The 18463-nt window shown below is 58.4% G+C and carries 14 protein-coding genes and 1 pseudogene; all 15 read left to right on the top strand.

What is annotated here, in order from left to right:
• Positions 1 to 43: 43 nt before the first annotated feature.
• The 15 genes and pseudogenes from G536_RS0109500 to G536_RS27150 all read left to right on the top strand — a co-directional run bounded on the left by G536_RS0109500 (position 44) and on the right by G536_RS27150 (position 18390).
• The gene (locus G536_RS0109500; RefSeq protein ID WP_022823358.1) at positions 44 to 1096 is read left to right on the top strand and encodes a proline iminopeptidase-family hydrolase; all 1053 of its coding nucleotides are present in this window, start codon (positions 44 to 46) and stop codon (positions 1094 to 1096) included.
• Between the two features lie 26 nt (positions 1097 to 1122).
• Positions 1123 to 1479: a hypothetical protein gene (locus G536_RS0109495; protein ID WP_022823357.1), complete on the top strand. Its 357-nt coding sequence runs from the start codon at positions 1123 to 1125 to the stop codon at positions 1477 to 1479.
• A gap of 83 nt (positions 1480 to 1562) precedes the next feature.
• Positions 1563 to 2666 (top strand): 23S rRNA pseudouridine(2604) synthase RluF, encoded by a 1104-nt coding sequence (gene rluF / locus G536_RS0109490; protein WP_022823356.1) that lies wholly within the window; start codon positions 1563 to 1565, stop codon positions 2664 to 2666.
• Between the two features lie 513 nt (positions 2667 to 3179).
• Positions 3180 to 3578, top strand: a complete 399-nt coding sequence (yiaA, locus tag G536_RS0109485) for an inner membrane protein YiaA (RefSeq protein WP_022823355.1) — start codon at positions 3180 to 3182, stop codon at positions 3576 to 3578.
• A gap of 171 nt (positions 3579 to 3749) precedes the next feature.
• Positions 3750 to 4289 carry a sugar O-acetyltransferase gene (locus G536_RS0109480; protein ID WP_026880008.1) on the top strand — a complete coding sequence of 180 codons (540 nt, stop codon included), beginning with the start codon at positions 3750 to 3752 and terminating at the stop codon, positions 4287 to 4289.
• 273 nt (positions 4290 to 4562) lie between these two features.
• Entirely contained in the window at positions 4563 to 5570 is a 1008-nt protein-coding gene (bioB, locus tag G536_RS0109475) for a biotin synthase BioB (protein WP_022823353.1), read from the top strand.
• A 77-nt stretch (positions 5571 to 5647) separates the two neighbouring features.
• The gene (locus G536_RS0109470) at positions 5648 to 6271 is read left to right on the top strand and encodes a hypothetical protein (protein ID WP_033369781.1); all 624 of its coding nucleotides are present in this window, start codon (positions 5648 to 5650) and stop codon (positions 6269 to 6271) included.
• Positions 6271 to 7416, top strand: coding sequence for an aminotransferase class I/II-fold pyridoxal phosphate-dependent enzyme (locus tag G536_RS0109465; RefSeq protein ID WP_022823351.1), 1146 nt, complete (start codon positions 6271 to 6273; stop codon positions 7414 to 7416). Before G536_RS0109470 ends, G536_RS0109465 begins: the two co-directional genes overlap by 1 nt.
• 46 nt (positions 7417 to 7462) lie before the next feature.
• Positions 7463 to 7812: pseudogene (locus G536_RS33050) on the top strand (immunity 51 family protein).
• Between the two features lie 36 nt (positions 7813 to 7848).
• Positions 7849 to 8469 carry a dethiobiotin synthase gene (bioD, locus tag G536_RS0109455; RefSeq protein WP_022823350.1) on the top strand — a complete coding sequence of 207 codons (621 nt, stop codon included), beginning with the start codon at positions 7849 to 7851 and terminating at the stop codon, positions 8467 to 8469.
• A 230-nt stretch (positions 8470 to 8699) separates the two neighbouring features.
• Positions 8700 to 10487: a serine hydrolase domain-containing protein gene (locus G536_RS30510; protein WP_022823349.1), complete on the top strand. Its 1788-nt coding sequence runs from the start codon at positions 8700 to 8702 to the stop codon at positions 10485 to 10487.
• Positions 10488 to 10622: 135 nt separating this feature from the next.
• Positions 10623 to 11957 carry an adenosylmethionine--8-amino-7-oxononanoate transaminase gene (gene bioA, locus G536_RS0109445; protein ID WP_026880006.1) on the top strand — a complete coding sequence of 445 codons (1335 nt, stop codon included), beginning with the start codon at positions 10623 to 10625 and terminating at the stop codon, positions 11955 to 11957.
• Positions 11950 to 13206 (top strand): beta-ketoacyl synthase N-terminal-like domain-containing protein, encoded by a 1257-nt coding sequence (locus G536_RS27155; RefSeq protein ID WP_022823347.1) that lies wholly within the window; start codon positions 11950 to 11952, stop codon positions 13204 to 13206. The genes bioA and G536_RS27155 overlap by 8 nt, the downstream gene beginning before the upstream one ends.
• A 253-nt stretch (positions 13207 to 13459) precedes the next feature.
• Positions 13460 to 14818 carry a M20/M25/M40 family metallo-hydrolase gene (locus G536_RS0109435; RefSeq protein WP_022823346.1) on the top strand — a complete coding sequence of 453 codons (1359 nt, stop codon included), beginning with the start codon at positions 13460 to 13462 and terminating at the stop codon, positions 14816 to 14818.
• Between the two features lie 419 nt (positions 14819 to 15237).
• A complete protein-coding gene (locus G536_RS27150) occupies positions 15238 to 18390 on the top strand; it encodes a SusC/RagA family TonB-linked outer membrane protein (protein ID WP_169515075.1) in 3153 nt (1050 codons plus the stop codon).
• Positions 18391 to 18463: the final 73 nt, after the last annotated feature.

Below are 18463 nucleotides of genomic sequence, written 5' to 3'. Positions count from 1 at the left end.
TTCTCGCTCAGTCCTGCTACTTCTTCATTTTCTTCTCATAGCCATGACAAACAAACTACTCGCTCCTGCCCTCCTCCTTGCCGGCCTCCTTACCACCGCGTGCAATACCCAGCCCAAGCAGGAAGCAGCCGTTGCGCCGGCGGCTAGCTACTTCCAGCGCACGGAAACCGGCGTGCAGGATGGTGGCGTGCAAGTCATTCCGATTACCACGCCCAAGGGCACGTTCAACGTCTGGACCAAGCGGTTCGGCAACAACCCGAAGATGAAGGTGCTGCTGCTCAACGGCGGCCCTGGTGCCACCCACGAGTATTTCGAGTGCATGGAGAATTTCCTTCCCCAGGAAGGCATCGAGTTCATCTACTATGACCAACTCGGCTGCGGCAACTCCGACAACCCCAAAGACACCGCCATGTGGAGCTTGCCGCGCTACGTAGAGGAAGTGGAGCAGGTGCGCCAAGCCCTCAACCTGACCAACGACAACTTCTATCTACTCGGCCACTCCTGGGGCGGCATCCTGGCGGCCGAGTACGCCTTCAAGTATCAGCAGAACCTCAAAGGCCTTGTCATTTCCAACATGATGATGAGCTGCCCCGACTATGGCCGGTATGCCGACGAGGTGCTCGCCAAGCAAATGAAGCCCGAAGTGCTGGCCGAAATCCGGCAGTTGGAGGCTAGAAAGGATTTCGCCAACCCGCGCTATATGGGGCTGCTCGAACCCAATTTCTATGCCCAGCACCTGTGCCGCATCGTACCTAATCCGGAGCCGGTAACCCGCTCCATGAACAAAATCAACCAGTCGCTTTACGTGACTATGCAGGGCCCCAGCGAGTTTGGCATCTCGGGCAAGCTCACCACCTGGAACCGGGTACCCGACCTGCCGAAACTATCAGTACCAGTCCTGAGCATCGGCGGCCAGTACGACACCATGGACCCCGAGCACATGCGCATGGTAGCTCAAAAAGTGCAAAACGGCACGTCCTTGATCTGCCCCCAAGGCAGCCACATGAGCATGTATGACGACCAGCAGATCTATATGAACGGACTAACCAAGTGGATAGTGAGCGTGAATAAGGGGGAGAAGAAAGTGGAGCTGTAAAGTCTAATAAATCACAATCTCACCTTATGCCCATCCCCTACCGCACCCTCTTTCTGCTCGAAGCTGACGCGGCCATTATCTTCGAAATCAAGCGTCTCGATGTGCAGAGCGACAACCCCGGCGACGTGTATTTCTGGCTGTATTTCGATAAAGCCACGCAGACCTTGCACCCGCTCACGTTCGTATCGATGAACAAGGACGGCGACCAGCAGCAACGTGAATTCACGCAGGGACACTTGCACTTTACAACTACGCAAGGCGCATACACGCCCCAGGCGGCAGGCGCGCCGCTGCCGTTGCACCCCGTAACGCCCGCCACCCTGCCTGCCGAAGTGGAAACGGCGCTGTTTGCGTTTTTCGCAGCGGCTGACGCGGCAGTTTAAGTGAAGCGTTTGCTTCTGCCGTATCTTTGTGGCCCGCTGGTATTTCTGGCGGGTCGTTTCTTTTTCGCTTAGCATCCCACACCATGTCAACCCGGCTCAATAAATACATCAGTGAAAGCGGCTTCTGCTCCCGGCGGGAGGCCGACAAGTTTATCGAGCAGGGCCGCGTGTTCGTGAACGGCAAGCGGGCCGAGGTGGGCGTGCAGGTCGGTGCCCGCGACAAAGTGGTGGTGAATGGGCACGCCATTGAGCCGCGGGCCGAGGAAGACGCCGTGTACATTGCCTTCAACAAGCCACCGGGCGTGACGAGCACCACCGAACGGGGCGTGAAAGGCAACATCATCGACTACATTAAGCACAGCGTCCGCATCTTCCCCATCGGCCGCCTCGATAAGGAGTCGCAGGGGTTGATTCTGCTGACCAGCAACGGCGATATTGTCAACAAGATTCTGCGGGCCGGCAACCGCCACGAGAAGGAATACATTGTGATGGTGGATAAGCCCATCAACGACCAGTTCATCGAGGCCATGGCCAACGGTGTGTCGATTTTGGGTGTGATGACGCAGAAGTGCGAGGTAAAGAAGGAAACCAACTACATCTTCCGCATCACCCTCATTCAAGGCATGAACCGCCAGATTCGGCGCATGTGCGAAGCCTTCGGCTACGAGGTGGTGCAGTTGGAGCGCATCCGGGTAATGAACATCAACATCAAAGGTATCGGTATCGGTGACTGGCGCGAGCTAACCGAGAAGGAGCTAAAGGAGCTGTTCAGCATGATCGAGCACTCCAGCGGCACCGACGATGGCTCAGTACCGCGCCGCCGCAAAACCGTTTCCACCGCCGAGCAGTGGGCCGACCGGCCATCGCGCAAAACGGCGCGCCCGACCTCCGGTCAAGCCGCTATAGCGCGCCCCGCCTCCGGCCCCGGCAACGATGACGCGCCACGCAAGCCCAAAACCAAACTAGCCGGCGCCTGGGTTGAAAAATCCGCTGGCCGCAAACCCGCTACTCCGCGTGGCCTGGCTACTGCGGGCCGCGCCGCCGGCTCCGGGCGACCAACCGGCCAGCCCGGCGCCCGCCCCAACCGCCCGGCTGGCCCATCCAAAGGCCCTTCGGGAAGCGCCGGTCGGCCCAAAAATACCACCCGCGGTACCCGCGGCAGCGCCCGACCCGGCAAACGCTCTTAATCACAAACCAGAACGAGCCGCTCCACTTGGAGCGGCTCGTTCTGGTTTGTGGTACATGCTGTCTGTCATTGGCGAAGATAAGCGCACCCATAAAAACCCTAGACCGTCATGCAGAGGCGCAGCCGAAGCATCTCGCTCGAATCGTTGAATCGGCTCTGCAACCTCAGCACGCGAGATGCTTCGGCTCCACCTCTGCATGAGGGACTGGGGCTTGTTAACGGAGCAATTTTCAGCCTGCTGCGCGTGGGAAACAATACGAATTAGCGCCATTTAATAGTCTGATTTTATCAAAAAAATAACAGAAGCCAAATCAATAAAGAATACCTTTCAAGAGCATTAAAACAGCCTTTTCAGTTAAATAACACGATTTAAAACCCAAAGAATAAAGCATTTTCAAAAGTCTAATCAAGACAGAAGTTTGGATACGGAGTAGGTGGGAATAACTGCTATGTTTGGCTTGTCGACCGGCTACTACCCGGCGTTTGTACTCCAACCACACACCATTGTACCGTTATGAACACCAAGCCCTCCAATGCCTTCATTGCCGCTTCCTGGGTGGCGCTGCTTGCCGGAATGGCCGCCTTTATTGTTGGCCTGTGGAACGCCCAGATGGTACTCAACGAAAAAGGCTACTACTTCACCGTGCTCATGTACGGTCTGTTCTCGGCTGTTTCACTGCAAAAAACCGTGCGCGACCAAATGGAAGGCGTGCCGGTGACGAGCATATACTACGGCCTGAGCTGGTTTTCTACCCTAATGGCGGTGGCGCTGCTGGTGGTAGGCCTCTGGAACGCCACCCTCACGCTCAGCGAAAAAGGCTTCTACGGCATGTCATTCCTGCTGGCGCTGTTCGGGGCCATTGCCGTGCAGAAAAACACCCGCGACAGCCGTACCAACAGCAACCCGCTGTAAGCACCGAGTCGCGCGGCAATGCAGCTACCCGTTGTTCTGTCATTCCGACATTCCGCGCATTAAGCGGCGAGAGGAAGCTTAGTTTCCCTGAACGAAACCTGACCTCCCGGCGGCGCAACAACAAGGCAACCCGTAGCTTTGGCGTCATTATCCCTCTTTTCAGCTATGGTGATGACACCCAAACAACAGATGCTGGCCGGCGAACTGTATCAGGCCAACGACCCGGAACTGGTAGTGGAACGCCTGCACGCCAAGACCTTGTGCCACCGCTACAACCAGGAGCCCGTGCACCTCGATAAGCAAGTTCTGTCCGAGCTGCTGGGCTACGAAACCGATGCCCACATGGAGGCCCCGCTGCGCTGCGACTATGGCTACAACATCAAAGTAGGCCGGAATTTCTATTCCAACTACAACCTCACCATCCTCGACTGCGCCCCGGTCATCATTGGCGACAACGTATTTATTGCCCCAAATGTGTTGCTCAGCACCGCCGGCCATCCCGTAGAAGTCGAACCGCGCATAGCGGGCTGGGAGTTTGCCCGGCCCATCACCATCGGCGACAATGTGTGGCTGGGAGCCGGCGTGCAGGTGATGCCCGGCGTAACCATTGGGGCCGGCACCACCATCGGGGCCGGCAGCGTAGTCACGCGCGACATTCCGGCCGGCGTGGTGGCTGTCGGCAACCCCTGCCGGGTGTTACGGTCGGTGTAAGCCAGGCAGAACGATGTAGAGACGCGACACTTCGCGTCTCGGCGTACGCGCCGTTTGGACGACACAAGGCAAACGACCTCAGCAACGCCGAGACGCTAACCACAGGCCGGCGTAGCCAAGTGTCGTGTGTCTACAACACCAACGAAAAACAAAAAACCAGCAACGAAAAACGAGGACCCCGTATCTTGCGGCTCGCCGTGCAGCGTCAGCACCGGCGGGCTGCCCTTTTCAGGGCCTGTTTCCTGTCAATTCTTCACCGCCTACCGCTCCCACATGCAGCTCCGTACCGACTGGACCCTCGAAGAAGTAAATGCCATCTATCACCAGCCCGTGCTGGAACTCGTGACGCAGGCCGCGGCCATTCATGCCCAAACCCAGGCCACCGGCGAAGTGCAGGTGTGCACTCTGCTGAGCGTGAAAACCGGCGGCTGCCCCGAAGACTGCGCTTATTGCCCTCAGGCTGCCCGCTACCATACCGGCGTGCAGGCCCATAAGCTCCTGCCCGATGCCGAAGTACTGGCCTCGGCCCAACGCGCCAAAGACTCGGGCAGCACCCGCTTCTGCATGGGCGCTGCATGGCGCGAAATCCGCGACAACCGGGACTTCGACCGGGTGCTGGGCATGGTGGAGCAAGTGAACGGCCTCGGCCTCGAAGTGTGCTGCACGCTGGGTATGCTGAACGAGTACCAGGCTGAGCGCCTCAAGCAAGCCGGCCTCTACGCCTACAATCACAACCTCGATACCAGCCGCGAGCATTACGACGACATCATCACAACCCGCACCTACGACGACCGGCTGAACACGCTGGAGCACGTGCGTAAGGCGGGTATTTCGGTGTGCTCCGGCGGTATTATCGGCCTCGGCGAAACCGACGAAGACCGGGTAGCCATGCTGCATACCCTAGCGACCCTGCCCGCTCACCCCGAGTCGGTGCCCGTGAATGCGCTGGTGCCCGTAGCCGGCACGCCCCTCGCCGACCAGCCCCGCGTGAGCGTGTGGGAAATGCTGCGTATGATTGCCACGGCCCGCATTCTAATGCCGCACACCATGGTGCGCCTCTCGGCTGGCCGCCAGGAAATGCCCGTTACCGAACAGGCCCTGTGCTTCCTGGCCGGTGCCAACTCTATCTTCAGCGGCGAAAAGCTTCTCACCACTCCCAACCCCGACTTCGACGCCGACAAGCAGATGTTTGCGCTGCTCGGCCTGAAGCCCCGCAAATCGTTCAAGGACGTGCCGGAAGGCGCTATGGTGTTGGGTAAAGAGGTTTCAATAGAGGCGTAATCTATTTTACAAATAGATTAGTTAGTGCTCCTTCGGTTAGACATTTCTGAACCGAAGGAGCATTTTTCTATTTCTGCATGGAAATGTATTCCCCTAAGATTAAAGCACTTGCTTGGGTACCATTAGTAGGAATGCTGCCACTTTTCGGTCAAGCACAAACTACCAGCGGTTCTATGCCTGCACTACAGCAGCTTTACTCCACATATGCAGTACATGGTGTTCCGTTTGGAACCTCAGAAGGAACCGTTCCGAGCTTACAACCACAGGTCTCCGGCATTGGCAAACGCTGGAAGATAACCCGTGTGTATGGACTTATATCCCAAGCCGACACGGCAACGTTTGCTCACGAGAAAATACGCCCCCAGTTCTGGTTTCGTGGTGGCCGATTTATCGGAGTGACTTACCAATTGAAAAAGGAACAGAAGACCCGCGTTATTCTACAAGCACTTACTCGCCGGTACGGTCCACCGAAACCTGGCAATGTGGAAGGCGCCTTCTATTGGTTAGGCAAGCGCACGTACATTCTCTATGAGGATGCTTTGCCTGACGTTGCGCTTCATATTGCCAGCTTAGGTATGCTCAATGAGCAAGTAATTGAAACGTCCGTTCGTCAGGAGGCCAGAACCTCATTAGGCTGGCAGCCCGACTCGCTAGGATTACCTCGGCAGTTCCCGTTGCCTACCGAAAAGAAAAAGAAGTAGTGTCAACTCTCTCTCCCCTCCACCAGCGCCTTGCCCAGCAACTCACCCAGCGTGAAGTAGCCGGCACGCGCCGCCGCCTCACGCAGCCAGCGGCCGGACTGGTGGATTTCAGCTCCAACGACTACCTCGGGCTGAGCCGTCACCCAGCAGTACAGGCTGCTTTGCAACAGGCTATGGCAGAAGCTGCGGGTAGCACCGGCTCCCGGCTGCTCACCGGCAACTCGGCGGCAGCCGAAACGTTGGAAACACACTTGGCGCAGTTTCACCGGGCCGAGGCCGCGTTGCTGTTCAACTCTGGCTACGCGGCCAATATGGGCTTCTTCTCGGCTGTGCCCCGCCGCGGCGACACCATTCTCTACGACGAAGCCTCCCATGCCTCCGTCAAGGACGGTATCCGCAGCAGCTTTGCCACCGCTTGGAGCTTCCGCCACAACGACCTCGCCGATCTGGAGCGGCGGCTCACCCGTGCTACTGGCGCCGTGTTTGTGGCTGTGGAGTCGCTCTATTCGATGGATGGCGACATGGCGCCGCTGCTGGAACTGGCGGCGTTGTGTCGGGCGCGGGGCTTGTACCTAGTGGTGGACGAAGCGCACAGCAATGGCGTTTACGGACCAGCAGGCGAAGGATTAGTAGCGGCTCTAGAACTGGAAGCCGAGGTATTTGCCTGCATCCTTACGTTTGGGAAGGCGCTAGGCAGCCAAGGGGCCGCCGTTGTTGGTCCCGCCGTGTTGCGCGACTATCTACTGAACTTTAGCCGCCCGTTCATCTATACTACGGCCCTTCCTCCACTTACCGTAGCAAGCCTTACAGCCGCCTATCAGGTACTGCCGCAGCTATCCGCAGAACGCCAACGACTCTTCGCCCTTTCCGACTACCTCAAGGCTACGCTCAATGCTGTGCCCGGTTTGCACGTGCCGCCGGAAAGCCACATCATCCACCCGGTATTCTTCCCGCAGCAACCCGGCCCCGAAACCGCCCGGCGCGTAGCCGGTGCCGCCCAGCAAGCCGGCTTCGACGTACGCCCCATCGTGTCGCCGACGGTGCCGGTGGGCACCGAGCGGCTACGGCTTATCGTGCATAGCTACAACACAGTGGCGGAAATTGACGGGCTAGCGGCGGTGTTAGGGCAGGCAATTACCAGTTGAAGAAAGTTTTGCGTACTACTTCATCCCACCATAAGGAAACCACAGTATGAATAGCGAAGGATTCAAGAAAACGATTAGCCCGTTCTTCTGGTCGGAATGCGACAACAGCGCTTCTGTATGTTTGGAAGTTGGAAGCTATAGAAACGAAATCTTTGAAGCACGAGCCGAAGAGGGCTTCGAAGGCAGCGGCTATGACTGGGCTTCCTTAGCCAGAGTATTTTAGCAGAGAAACATCCTCAGCTAGTGGGCACCGTGAAGTTTGACCCAGAAGGAAGCATGTACTGCGCCTACTCATCAGACAAAGAAGCGCTAAAGCAATTTGCTGTTGCTTTCAAAACGGCCGTCGAGAACGAAACGCTGATACGCGACCTATTTTCTCGAGCAGAACTCGATTAGGCTCAACACTGCTTCTACACTTAAGAAACTACTCCCTTGGAACGACTTTTCATTACCGGCATTGGCACCGACGTTGGCAAAACGCTGGTTTCGGCCATCCTCACCGAAGCCTTACAAGCCGATTATTGGAAACCCGTGCAGGCGGGCCTAGAGCCTACCACCGACGCGGCCACGGTACGCAGCCTCGTGCAGAACCCGGTAAGCCGATTCTGGCCCGAGCGGCACCGACTGCAATTGCCAGCCTCGCCCCACGCCGCCGCTGCCGTGGAGGGTATCACCCTGCAACCTGCCGATTTTCAACTACCTGAAACCACCAACCACCTGCTGGTGGAGGGCGCGGGCGGGCTGCTGGTGCCGCTGGCACCTGGCTTCCTGCTGGCCGACCTTGCCCAGCAATTCGCGCTTGATGTAATAGTGGTGTCACGCAACTACCTTGGCAGTATCAATCACACCTTGCTTACGCTGGAAGCTTTGCAGGCGCGCGGGCTGCGGGTGCGCGGCTTGGTGTTCAACGGGGAGCCCACGCCCGCCACTGAGGACTTCATTGCCGAACACACCGGCGTGCCGCTTATGCCTCGCATCTTGCCCGAAACGGAAGTCACACCGGCTATGGTGAGCCGCTATGCGGCCGAGTTTCGGTCGTGGTTCGGGTTGTAGAAACTAGTTCAGGCAGCCCGTGCATAGCTTGCTCTGTTTGTACTTAACCCAGCTACACTTTACTGACAGGCCCTATACTGAATCCAGCATCCAAGCAACAGTTAAAATTCATATTTATTGAACTTATATTGAACTAGAAACTTCAAATAAGCTAATAAAATTGCGCTAGCAATCCGAATTGAAATCAGCTTCAATTCAGGCTATTAACGGCGTTTTTATCGGCTATTTGTTTGAAGAGATTTTATACTTTCCTATACCTGCTCCTATCCTTACAAGCTATAGCGCAGCAAGGCGTTCCAGTTCCCGAATTCACCTCATTTGAGGTAGCCACGCAGCGCTTCATGCAGCGCTGGAATATCTTGGGTGCTTCCGTGGCCTTCGGGACGCAGGGCCGGCTGGTGTACGCCCGCGCCTTTGGGTACGCCGATGTGGCTCGCACCGTGCCACTACAACCCTACCACCTACTAAGGGTGGCCAGCCTCTCGAAGCCTATTACGGCCCTAGCGGTGCTGAAGCTGGTGGAGCAGGGCCGTCTCGACTTGGTCGGCAAAGCTTTCGGGCCGACAGGGTATCTGCGGAGTCCATACTATACCGGGGCCATCACCGATAAGCGTATCCACGACATTACGGTGCAGCAACTGCTGGAGCATACTGCCGGCTGGGACCGGCAAATTGGGTGCGACGGCTACAACAGCTGCGACCCAATAGATTTTCCCGTTTACGCGGCTCAAACCCAAGGTGCGCCCACCCCCGTAGCCGACTCCACGCTACTTCGGTTTCTGCTCACCAAAAACCTGAATTACGCACCCGGCAGCCGCTTTGCATACTCCAACATGGGCTACTTGGCGCTGGGCAAAATCGTGGAAAAAGTAACGGGGCAAAGCTACGAAGCGTGGGTACGTGCCAACCTGTTCGTGCCAGCCGGCGCCCTCGAAGCCCATTTGGGCCACGACCTGCCCGCCGGGCGCTTGGAGCGCGAAGTGGAATACCAGAGCAGCTACCAAATGCCGGCCTGCAATGGATCGGGGCGGCAGGTACCGGCGGCTTACGGCGGCTTCCACCTGGAAGCCATGAGTGCCCACGGCGGCTGGGTGTGCTCGGCCCGTGACCTGGTACGGCTGCAACTCGCGGCGGAAGGCAACGCCACCCACCCCGGCCTATTGGCCCCCGCTACGCTGGCAGCAATGGTAGCGCCCTCGAACGTGGCCCCCGGCTACGCCAAAGGCTGGCAGGTAAACCAAGCAGGCAACCGTTGGCACAGTGGTTTGCTGGATGGCACGGCCACCTACTTGGTTCGCACGGCAGGCACCTACACCTGGGCCATTCTGCTCAATAGCTGCCCCAATACCGAAGCATTTTGGCAAGAGCTAGACCAATTGGGCTGGCGAGCTATGCCCACTGCTGCGGCCTGGCCGACGCATAATCTGTTGGCGCCCGCCGAAAACGCCACGGCCCTCAGTGCCACCGAAGACTCCTTGGGCGTGGTGCTGCACTGGACCCGCGGCACCGGCACCCGCCGCTTGGTACTCATGCAGGCCGATGCCCCCGTAGATGCCTTTCCGCTGGATGGCACCCACTACCAAACCGCTGCTTTCGGCCGTGGGCCTGCGCTGGGCCGGGGCACCTACGTAGTAGCCAACGAAGCCGACGACTCCGTGCGCATACCCCGACCAGCGCCAGGCCACAAGTATCACCTTCGGGTGGTGGAATACGCTGCGGATGAAACCACTAAGTACCGGCCCATTTATACCCTCGATGGCAACCCAACCCTGGTGCTACACAGTGCTCCCGAGCTAGCCTTGCAGCTCTATCCCAACCCCGCACGGGAACAGCTAACTGTGAATGGCGCTGCTCAGCCGCTACCCTACGAGGTGCTGGACAGCCAAGGGCTACTGCTACGCAAGGGCATACTGGCCTCCGACCAGCTGATTACGGTTGCTGAGCTACCGACCGGCACCTATTTTATTCGTTTTCAAGCGCCTAGTGGCCTTGTTTCGCAACGATTTATCAAGGAGTAACGGCGGCACACAGCTTGGCTTTAAGACAGGGCGACGCACCGCGGCCAACCTTCCGGCGGCGACCTTGTTGCATCCTGGTTTAGCTTTGCGGCCGCTGCTGGGGCGTATTGCCCTTCTTCCTCCTTGTCGAAATCAGTGAAATCAACCTCGCTTTCCCCGTCCACCAATTCCCTTGCCCAGCGCGACCACGCCGTGCTGTGGCACCCTTACACCCAGATGCAGACTGCGCCGCTGCCCATCCCCATTGTGCGCGGGGAAGGCAGTTGGCTGATTGCCGAGGATGGCACCCGGTACCTCGACGGTATTGCGTCGTGGTGGGTGAATTTGCACGGGCACGCTCACCCGCACATTGCGGCCCGCGTGAGCGAGCAATTGTACACGTTGGAACACGTACTGTTTGCCGGTTTCACGCACCCTACGGCCGTAGAACTGGCCGAACAGTTGCTGGAAATCTTGCCCAGCAACCAGGCCCGCGTCTTCTACTCCGACAACGGCTCGACGGCAGTAGAGGTGGCCCTGAAGATGGTGATGCAGTACTTTCACAACCAGGGCCAGCCGGAACGCCGCACCTTCCTCTGCTTCCGCGACTCCTACCACGGTGACACGTTCGGGGCTATGTCGGTGAGTGGGCGCGGGGCGTTTACGGCGCCGTTTGGACCGTATTTATTTGACGTGGAGTTTATTGATGTGCCGGTGCCGGGCCGGGAGGCGGAGGTATTGGCGCAGCTTGATGCGGTAGTAGCCCGCCCCGACGTGGCCGGCTTTATTTTCGAGCCGCTGCTGCTGGGCACGGCGGGCATGATTACGTATTCGCCTGAAATACTGAGTGAGCTGATGCGCCGCTGCCACCAGCACGGCGTGCTATGCATTGCCGATGAGGTAATGACTGGTTTCGGGCGCACCGGTCCGCTATTTGCCAGCGAACTGCTTGCCGAGTTGCCCGACATGATGTGCTTCTCAAAGGGCCTGACCGGCGGCACGATGGCCATGGGTCTGACCACCTGCACAACCACTATTTACGAGGCGTTTCTGAGCGAAGACCGGCTGAAAACTCTGTTTCACGGGCACTCCTATACTGCCAATCCCATTGCCTGCGCCGCCGCCCTGGCCAGCCTGGAACTTACCCGCGCCGACGAATGCACTATGCAGCGCACCCGCATTGCCGCCGCCCACGCCGCATTCCGGCAGGAAATAGAAAGCCAGCCAGGTGTCCGGCAGGTGCGGCAATTAGGCACTATGCTAGCTGTGGAATATGACCCCGGCGAAGGCACCAGCTACTTCAGTGGCCTCCGCGACGCGCTGTACCAGCTGGCCCTCGACAACCAAGTGGTGCTGCGCCCGCTCGGCAACGTGGTGTATCTGCTACCGCCCTACTGCACCACCAACGCGGAGCTTGACCTGCTCTACAACGTGCTGCGCCAGATGCGCCAGCTAGTGCTTTCCCTCACCGCTACGTCTTCTCATGTCTGATTCGCCCGATTTGATTGTGATTCGGGGTCGGGGCCGGGTGAGTGCCTTGGGTACCGATGCAGCCACTTACGCTCCTGTCAGCTACGCGCCTTTCCAAACCCAAGCAGTCGGCTCCCATAACCTCCCGGTGGCCCGGCTGCCCGCTACCGCCGAAGCGGCCGTAGCAGCTTTACAACGCCGCTACCCCGCCTACCGCCAACTCGACCGCACGGTATTGCTGGCGCTGCTGGCAGCCCGACAAGCCACCGCCGAAGCGGGCTGGAACCCGGAGGCCACTCTTCCGCACACACCCCTCACTCCCAACATCGAAAAACCAGCAACCGAAAACCAACAACCAATAACCGTCAGCATAGGATCCAGCCGCGGAGCTACGGGCCGACTGGAGCAGTTTCACGCCGATTTTCTGGCTGATGGGGCGGTGGCTGCTGCCTCTTCGCCCCTTACCACCCTGGGCAATGTGGCAAGCTGGGTGGCATTTGATGCGGGCAGCCACGGCGGCGCGGCCCTCAGCCATTCTAGCACGTGTAGCAGCGCGTTTCAGGCCCTGGGCAACGCCATGGCGTGGCTCCGGGCCGGTATGGCCACCCGCTTTCTGGCTGGCGGCACCGAGGCCCCGCTCACCGATTTCACCTTGGCCCAGATGCATGCGCTGGGCATTTATTCCACCTTTCCCGCGGCCGACTGGCCTTGCCGACCCGGTGCTGGCCGGCCTTCTACGTTTGTGCTCGGTGAGGGCGCGGCCCTATTTGCGTTGGAGAAAGTTACGGCTGCCTCTCTAGCAACTGGGCAACGCACAGACGAGCCTGTATTCGTGCTGGAAGGTGTGGGCTTCGGCTTTGAAGCCATTGCCAGCAAAACCGGCCTTTCACCCGACGGGCAGCATTTTCAGCAGGCTATTCGCCAGGCACTGCACCAAGCCGGTTGCCAACCAGCCAATGTGGATGCGGTAGTATTGCACAGTCCCGGCACCCCGGCCGGCGACGCCTCCGAGCGGGCAGCACTACGGGCGGTTTTCGGGGAGGAATTACCAGCGTTTCTATCCAACAAGTGGCTGCTGGGCCATACTCTCGGGGCCTCGGCAGCACTCAGCCTGGATTTTGCCCTGCACGTACTCGAAACCCAGCAGTGGCCTGCTGCCCCTTTTGTTACGGATTTGGCAAAAGCCACCTCCCGTCCCATTCGGCGTATTCTGATAAATGCGGCTGGCTTTGGCGGCAACGCAGCCAGCGTGCTTGTGACGCTGCTATAACCAGAGCACTTCACGCCTTAGCGTTGCTAATAGTATTCGACTAGCGCAGTTCTGGTAGTTCAACACCGAAACTTGAAGTGTCGCGTTTCTGCAATAGCGCTAAGCGTAGCATTATTGAAATTATGGCAAAAACAGGGGAAGTGCTTTATTAAAAGTGCTAGAAATTCTCATTGGCTTTACATTGCAGTGCAGCCGCAACGTTTGCCTGTCTTCGTGGGTCTCTGCCCTTAGCTTCTCTTAATTCATTCGCTGAATGCTTCGTTCTACTCTGTTCTTGCTGGCCCTGGGTTTTGCCGTCTCCACTTTTGCCCAAACCAAACCCACCACTACGCCCGACCCCATCATCACGAAAATGGTGGAGGACCTGTCGGAGAAAAACCTACGCGACGACGTGGACAAGCTTGTGAGCTTCGGCACGCGCCACACTTTATCCGACACGAAAAGCAAGAAGCGCGGTATTGGGGCGTCGCGCAACTGGGTGGAAGACGAGTTTCGCAAGTACAGCAAAGCCAGCGGCGGCCGGCTGAAAGTCGAGCAGGACACCTTCACCATCAAGCCCGATGGTCGCCGCATCAACCGGCCGGTGCTCATGGCCAACGTCATGGCCACATTGCCCGGCACCGACCCTACCGACAAGCGCATCTTCCTTGTGAGTGGCCACATCGACTCGCGCGTTTCGGATGTGATGAATGCCACCGCTGACGCGCCGGGCGCCAACGACGACGGCTCGGGCACGGTGGCAGTGATGGAGCTGGCGCGGGTAATGAGCAAGCAGCAGTTTCCGGCTACCATCATTTTTGTGGCGGTGCAGGGCGAAGAGCAGGGCCTGTATGGCTCCACGCACCTCGCCAAGCGGGCCAAAGCGGAGAACTGGAACCTAGTGGCCATGCTCAACAACGACATCATGGGCAACTCCACTGGCCACGACCCCGAGCTCAAGAACACCACCCAGCTGCGCGTGTTCAGTGAAGGCGTGCCCGCCACCGAAACGCCCGAGGAAGCCAAAGTACGGCGTACCCTATCCTCGGAAAACGACTCGCCGAGCCGGCAGCTGGCCCGTTACGCCCGCATGGTTACCAAAAGCCACGTAGCTGGCCACGAAGTAGTGCTGGAGTACCGCCCCGACCGGTTCCTGCGCGGCGGCGACCATACGCCCTTCAATCAGCAGGGCTTTGCGGCGGTGCGTTTCTCTGAAATGAACGAGGACTTCCGCCACCAACACCAGGATTTGCGCACCGAAAACGGCGAGGAATATGGCGACTACGCCAAGTTTATGGACTTCGCCTACCTGCGCAAAAACACCGGCGTAAACCTAGCCACGCTGGCGAACCTAGCCTTAGCCCCCGCCGCTCCCGAGAATGTAGGAGTGCTCACTGCCAAGCTCACCAACCGCACCGAGCTGCAATGGGAAGCCCCTAAAGCCGGCGAAAAACCCACGGGCTACTACGTACTGATGCGCGAAACCAGCGCCCCAGAGTGGCAGCAGAAATTCTTCGTAGCCGACACCAAAGCCGACCTGCCCCACAGCAAGGACAACTTCATTTTTGGGGTAGTTTCCGTGGATGCCGAGGGGCACGAAAGCTTGCCAGCACTGCCCAAGCCGGTGCGGTAACGCTTCAAAACAAGACCGGTACACTACAGTACAGTTGCCTTTCCGGCCGATACTCTTCTGTTAGATTACTGGTTTTGGGGGTGGCAACTGGCAACTACTTCGCTAGGAATGCTATGTAGAGCTTACTGCGGCTCAGCCATTGGCTAAGGCTCCATTCTAAAAAGCTAAGCCGTATCAGAAAAACCACTTCTTGGTAGCAAGGAGTGGTTTTTTTTCGTGTGGCGAGTTCCGTGCTGGCGCAGGATAACTAGCAGGCTGGTTGGGCTTTTAACGCATGGAAGCTCCTGTGTAGCAACTTTCTGATAGCCCTCGAAAACCTTTGCGTGCAGGAGAGTGCGGGATGGGGTAGTATGATTTTACTGAAAACTTTCAGCAGAATTCCTTTAAATCCCACACATCCTATGCGAAAAATTTATCATTTGTCCCGGCACCTCCCAGCTGCGGCCATGCTGTTGGTAGCACCGGCTGCAGTGGGCCAGGTCATAACCGGCAAAATCACCGCCGACGATTCCAAGGCGCCCCTGCCCGGCGTAACGGTGGTACTCAAAGGCAGCACGACGGGCACTGCTACCGGCGCCGATGGCAGCTACTCCATCAACGTACCAAACCGCCAAGGCACGCTGATTTTCTCGTTTATCGGGTACGCCACGCAAGAGGTGCCGATTGATGGCCGCTCAGAGCTGTCTATCGTGCTGGGCCAAGACACCAAAGCCTTGGGCGAAGTGGTGGTAGTGGGCTACGGCTCCCAGAAAAAGAGTGATGTAACTGGCGCTTTGTCGTCGGTATCAGAAGAACAGATTCAGCAGGTAACCACCCAAAACCTCACGCAGGCCCTGCAAGGCCGGGCCGCTGGGGTTGACGTGGCCGGCGGCAACTTCCGCCCCGGCGAAACGCCCGCCATCCGCATCCGGGGTAACCGCTCCATCCGGGCGTCCAACGAGCCGCTGTACGTGGTGGATGGCATTCCGCTGGCCCAAGGCACCGGCCTCAACGACTTCAACCCCCAGGATATTCAGTCGGTGGAAGTGCTGAAAGATGCATCGGCCACGGCTATTTATGGCTCCCGCGGGGCCAACGGCGTAGTGCTAGTAACCACCAAGCGTGGGCAGGAAGGCAAGTTCACGCTCAACTACAACAACTACTTCAGCATTGATAAGGCCTCGCGCACGCTCGACCTGTTTAATGGTGGCGAGTTCTTGGAACTGCAGCGCGAAGCCAACCGCAACACCAACGCCTACCCCACCCTCTACGCCGACCCAGCACGAGACTTCGCCTTGTTCGGGGCCGCGGACCTCAACGCCTGGGAAGGCATTGCCGATGGCTACGAGTGGACTGACCGCGCTAACCGCGTAGTAGCCACCCGCCCTACCACCGAAGAGGAGCGCGCCCGCTACGGCGCCAACGTTACGCAGATTCCGATTTACGATGCCAGCAAGGTGCGCACCACCGACTGGCAGAAGCTGGCTCTGCGCACGGCCCTCACCCAAAACCACCAAATCAGCGCCAGTGGCGGCACCGATAAGATGCGCGCTTCGCTGTCGGTGGGCTACCTCAACCAGGAGGGCATTCAGCAAGGCCAGGATTTCACGCGCTACAACGCCCGCGTTACCCTCGACTATAAGGTCAACAACATCGTGACGCTGGGGGCTTCCACCAACGCTAGCCTAGCCATTCAGAACTACGGCCCTGACATTTACGGCCGCGCCGTGGGCCAGATTCCGTATGCCACGCCTTACGCGCCCGACGGCTCGTTTATCGTCAGCCCGGCTTTCATAGCTACTATTTACAACCCGTTGCGCGAAGTCGATAACGCCTTCAACGAGCGGCGCGTGACCCGCTTCTTCGGCAGCTTCTACGGTGAGGTGAAACTCCCGATTGAAGGATTGCGCTATCGCCTGAACGTAGGCCCCGACTTCCGCAACAACCGGACAGGTATATTCCAGTCGGCTAGGGCTATTGCCCGGGATGCCGGCGGGCCAAACTCCACCTCGTTTGCTTCCTACGACCAGGGCCAGAACTTCACCTACGTAGTGGAAAACCTGCTGTTCTACGACAAGCAGATCAACGAAAAGCACAGCCTGGGCATCACAGCTTTACAAAGCGTGCAGGCTGACCGGAGCGAAGGTTCCTTTGTGAGTGCCGTAAACCTGCCCTACGACAGCCAGAAGTGGTACAACATCAGTTCTACGTATCAGGCGGCCGCCAACGGCTTTAGCTCCGGTTTCTCCAAACGCACGTTGCAGTCGTGGATGGGACGCGTGAACTACAGTTTCATGGACCGCTACGTGCTGACGGCTACGGGCCGCGCCGACGGCGCTTCGGTGCTGGCACCAGGCAACAAGTGGAGCTTCTTCCCCTCGGTAGCTGTAGCCTGGAAAATTCAGCAGGAAAACTTCCTGCAGAACGTAACGGCCATCAATGAGCTGAAGCTGCGCGGCGGCTACGGCACCGTGGGCCAGGCCTCGGTTGACCCCTACACTACGGGCGGTACTCTACAGCGTTCCTCCTACGCCTTCAACGAAGTACCAGCCTACGGCTACTCGCCTACGCCGGGTACGTTGCCCAATACCCTTGGTGGCATTCCCAACCCGGATTTGCAATGGGAACGGACTTCAACCATCAACTTAGGTTTAGACTTCGGGTTGTTTAAGAACCGGGTAAGCGGCTCGGTGGAAGTGTACCGCGCCAACACCTCGGACCTGCTGCTGCCACGCGGCCTGCCCACAGTAGGCGGGGTAGCAAGCATTCTGCAAAACATTGGCGAAACCCGCAACAGCGGCTTGGAAACCAGCTTGACCACGGTGAACGTGGAGTCGGATGGTGGTTTCCGCTGGAGCACCGACTTCATCTACACCCGCAACAAGGAGGAGTTTGTGAAGCTGGCTTCCGGCGCGCAAGACGACATCGGTAACCGCTGGTTTATCGGGCAGCCGCTGGGCGTGTACTATAGCTATCAGAATGCCGGCATCTGGCAGTTGGGTGAGGAAGACGCGGCCCGCGTGTACGGCCGGGTGCCCGGCGACATCAAGGTGGTGGACCAGAACGGCGACAATGTCATCAATGCCAACGACTTCGTGGTGTTGGGCTCAAACCGGCCAAAGTGGACGGGCAGCGTCAACAACACGTTCAACTACAAGGGCTTTGAGCTGAGCTTCTTGGTGTACGCCCGCATCGGACAGAAGGTGGCCACCGGCTATACCACCAGTTTGGGCGGGGTGTTCCAGAGCCAGCAAGGAAACTACTGGACTCCGAGTAACCCCACCAACGACTTCCCGCGGCCTATTTATAAGAATGAAACTCCCGTTGGCTACGAGAGCTACGCTTTCGTGAACGGCAGCTTCGTGCGGGTGCGCAATATCTCGCTCACCTACACCGTGCCGCAGGCCATCAGCTCGAAGGTGAAAATGAGCAACCTGAGCGTGTATGCCAACGCGGTGAATCCTTTCCTGTTCACCAACTACAAAGGCCTCGACCCTGAAGCTACTGATGTAGGCACCACGTCCGGCGAGCGGGCCCAGGCCCGCAACCTGGGTACCAAGAGCCTAGTGTTTGGCTTGCGCGTGGGATTCTGAGTTGACTGCTGAACACTGCTTGTTGATTGGTAGCATAGTGGGTGGTTGTTACTTATGAGTGCTACAAAGGCTC

Source organism: Hymenobacter norwichensis DSM 15439 (genome assembly GCF_000420705.1).
Lineage (GTDB): Bacteria > Bacteroidota > Bacteroidia > Cytophagales > Hymenobacteraceae > Hymenobacter > Hymenobacter norwichensis.
This window is presented reverse-complemented; position numbering and strand designations above follow the sequence as displayed.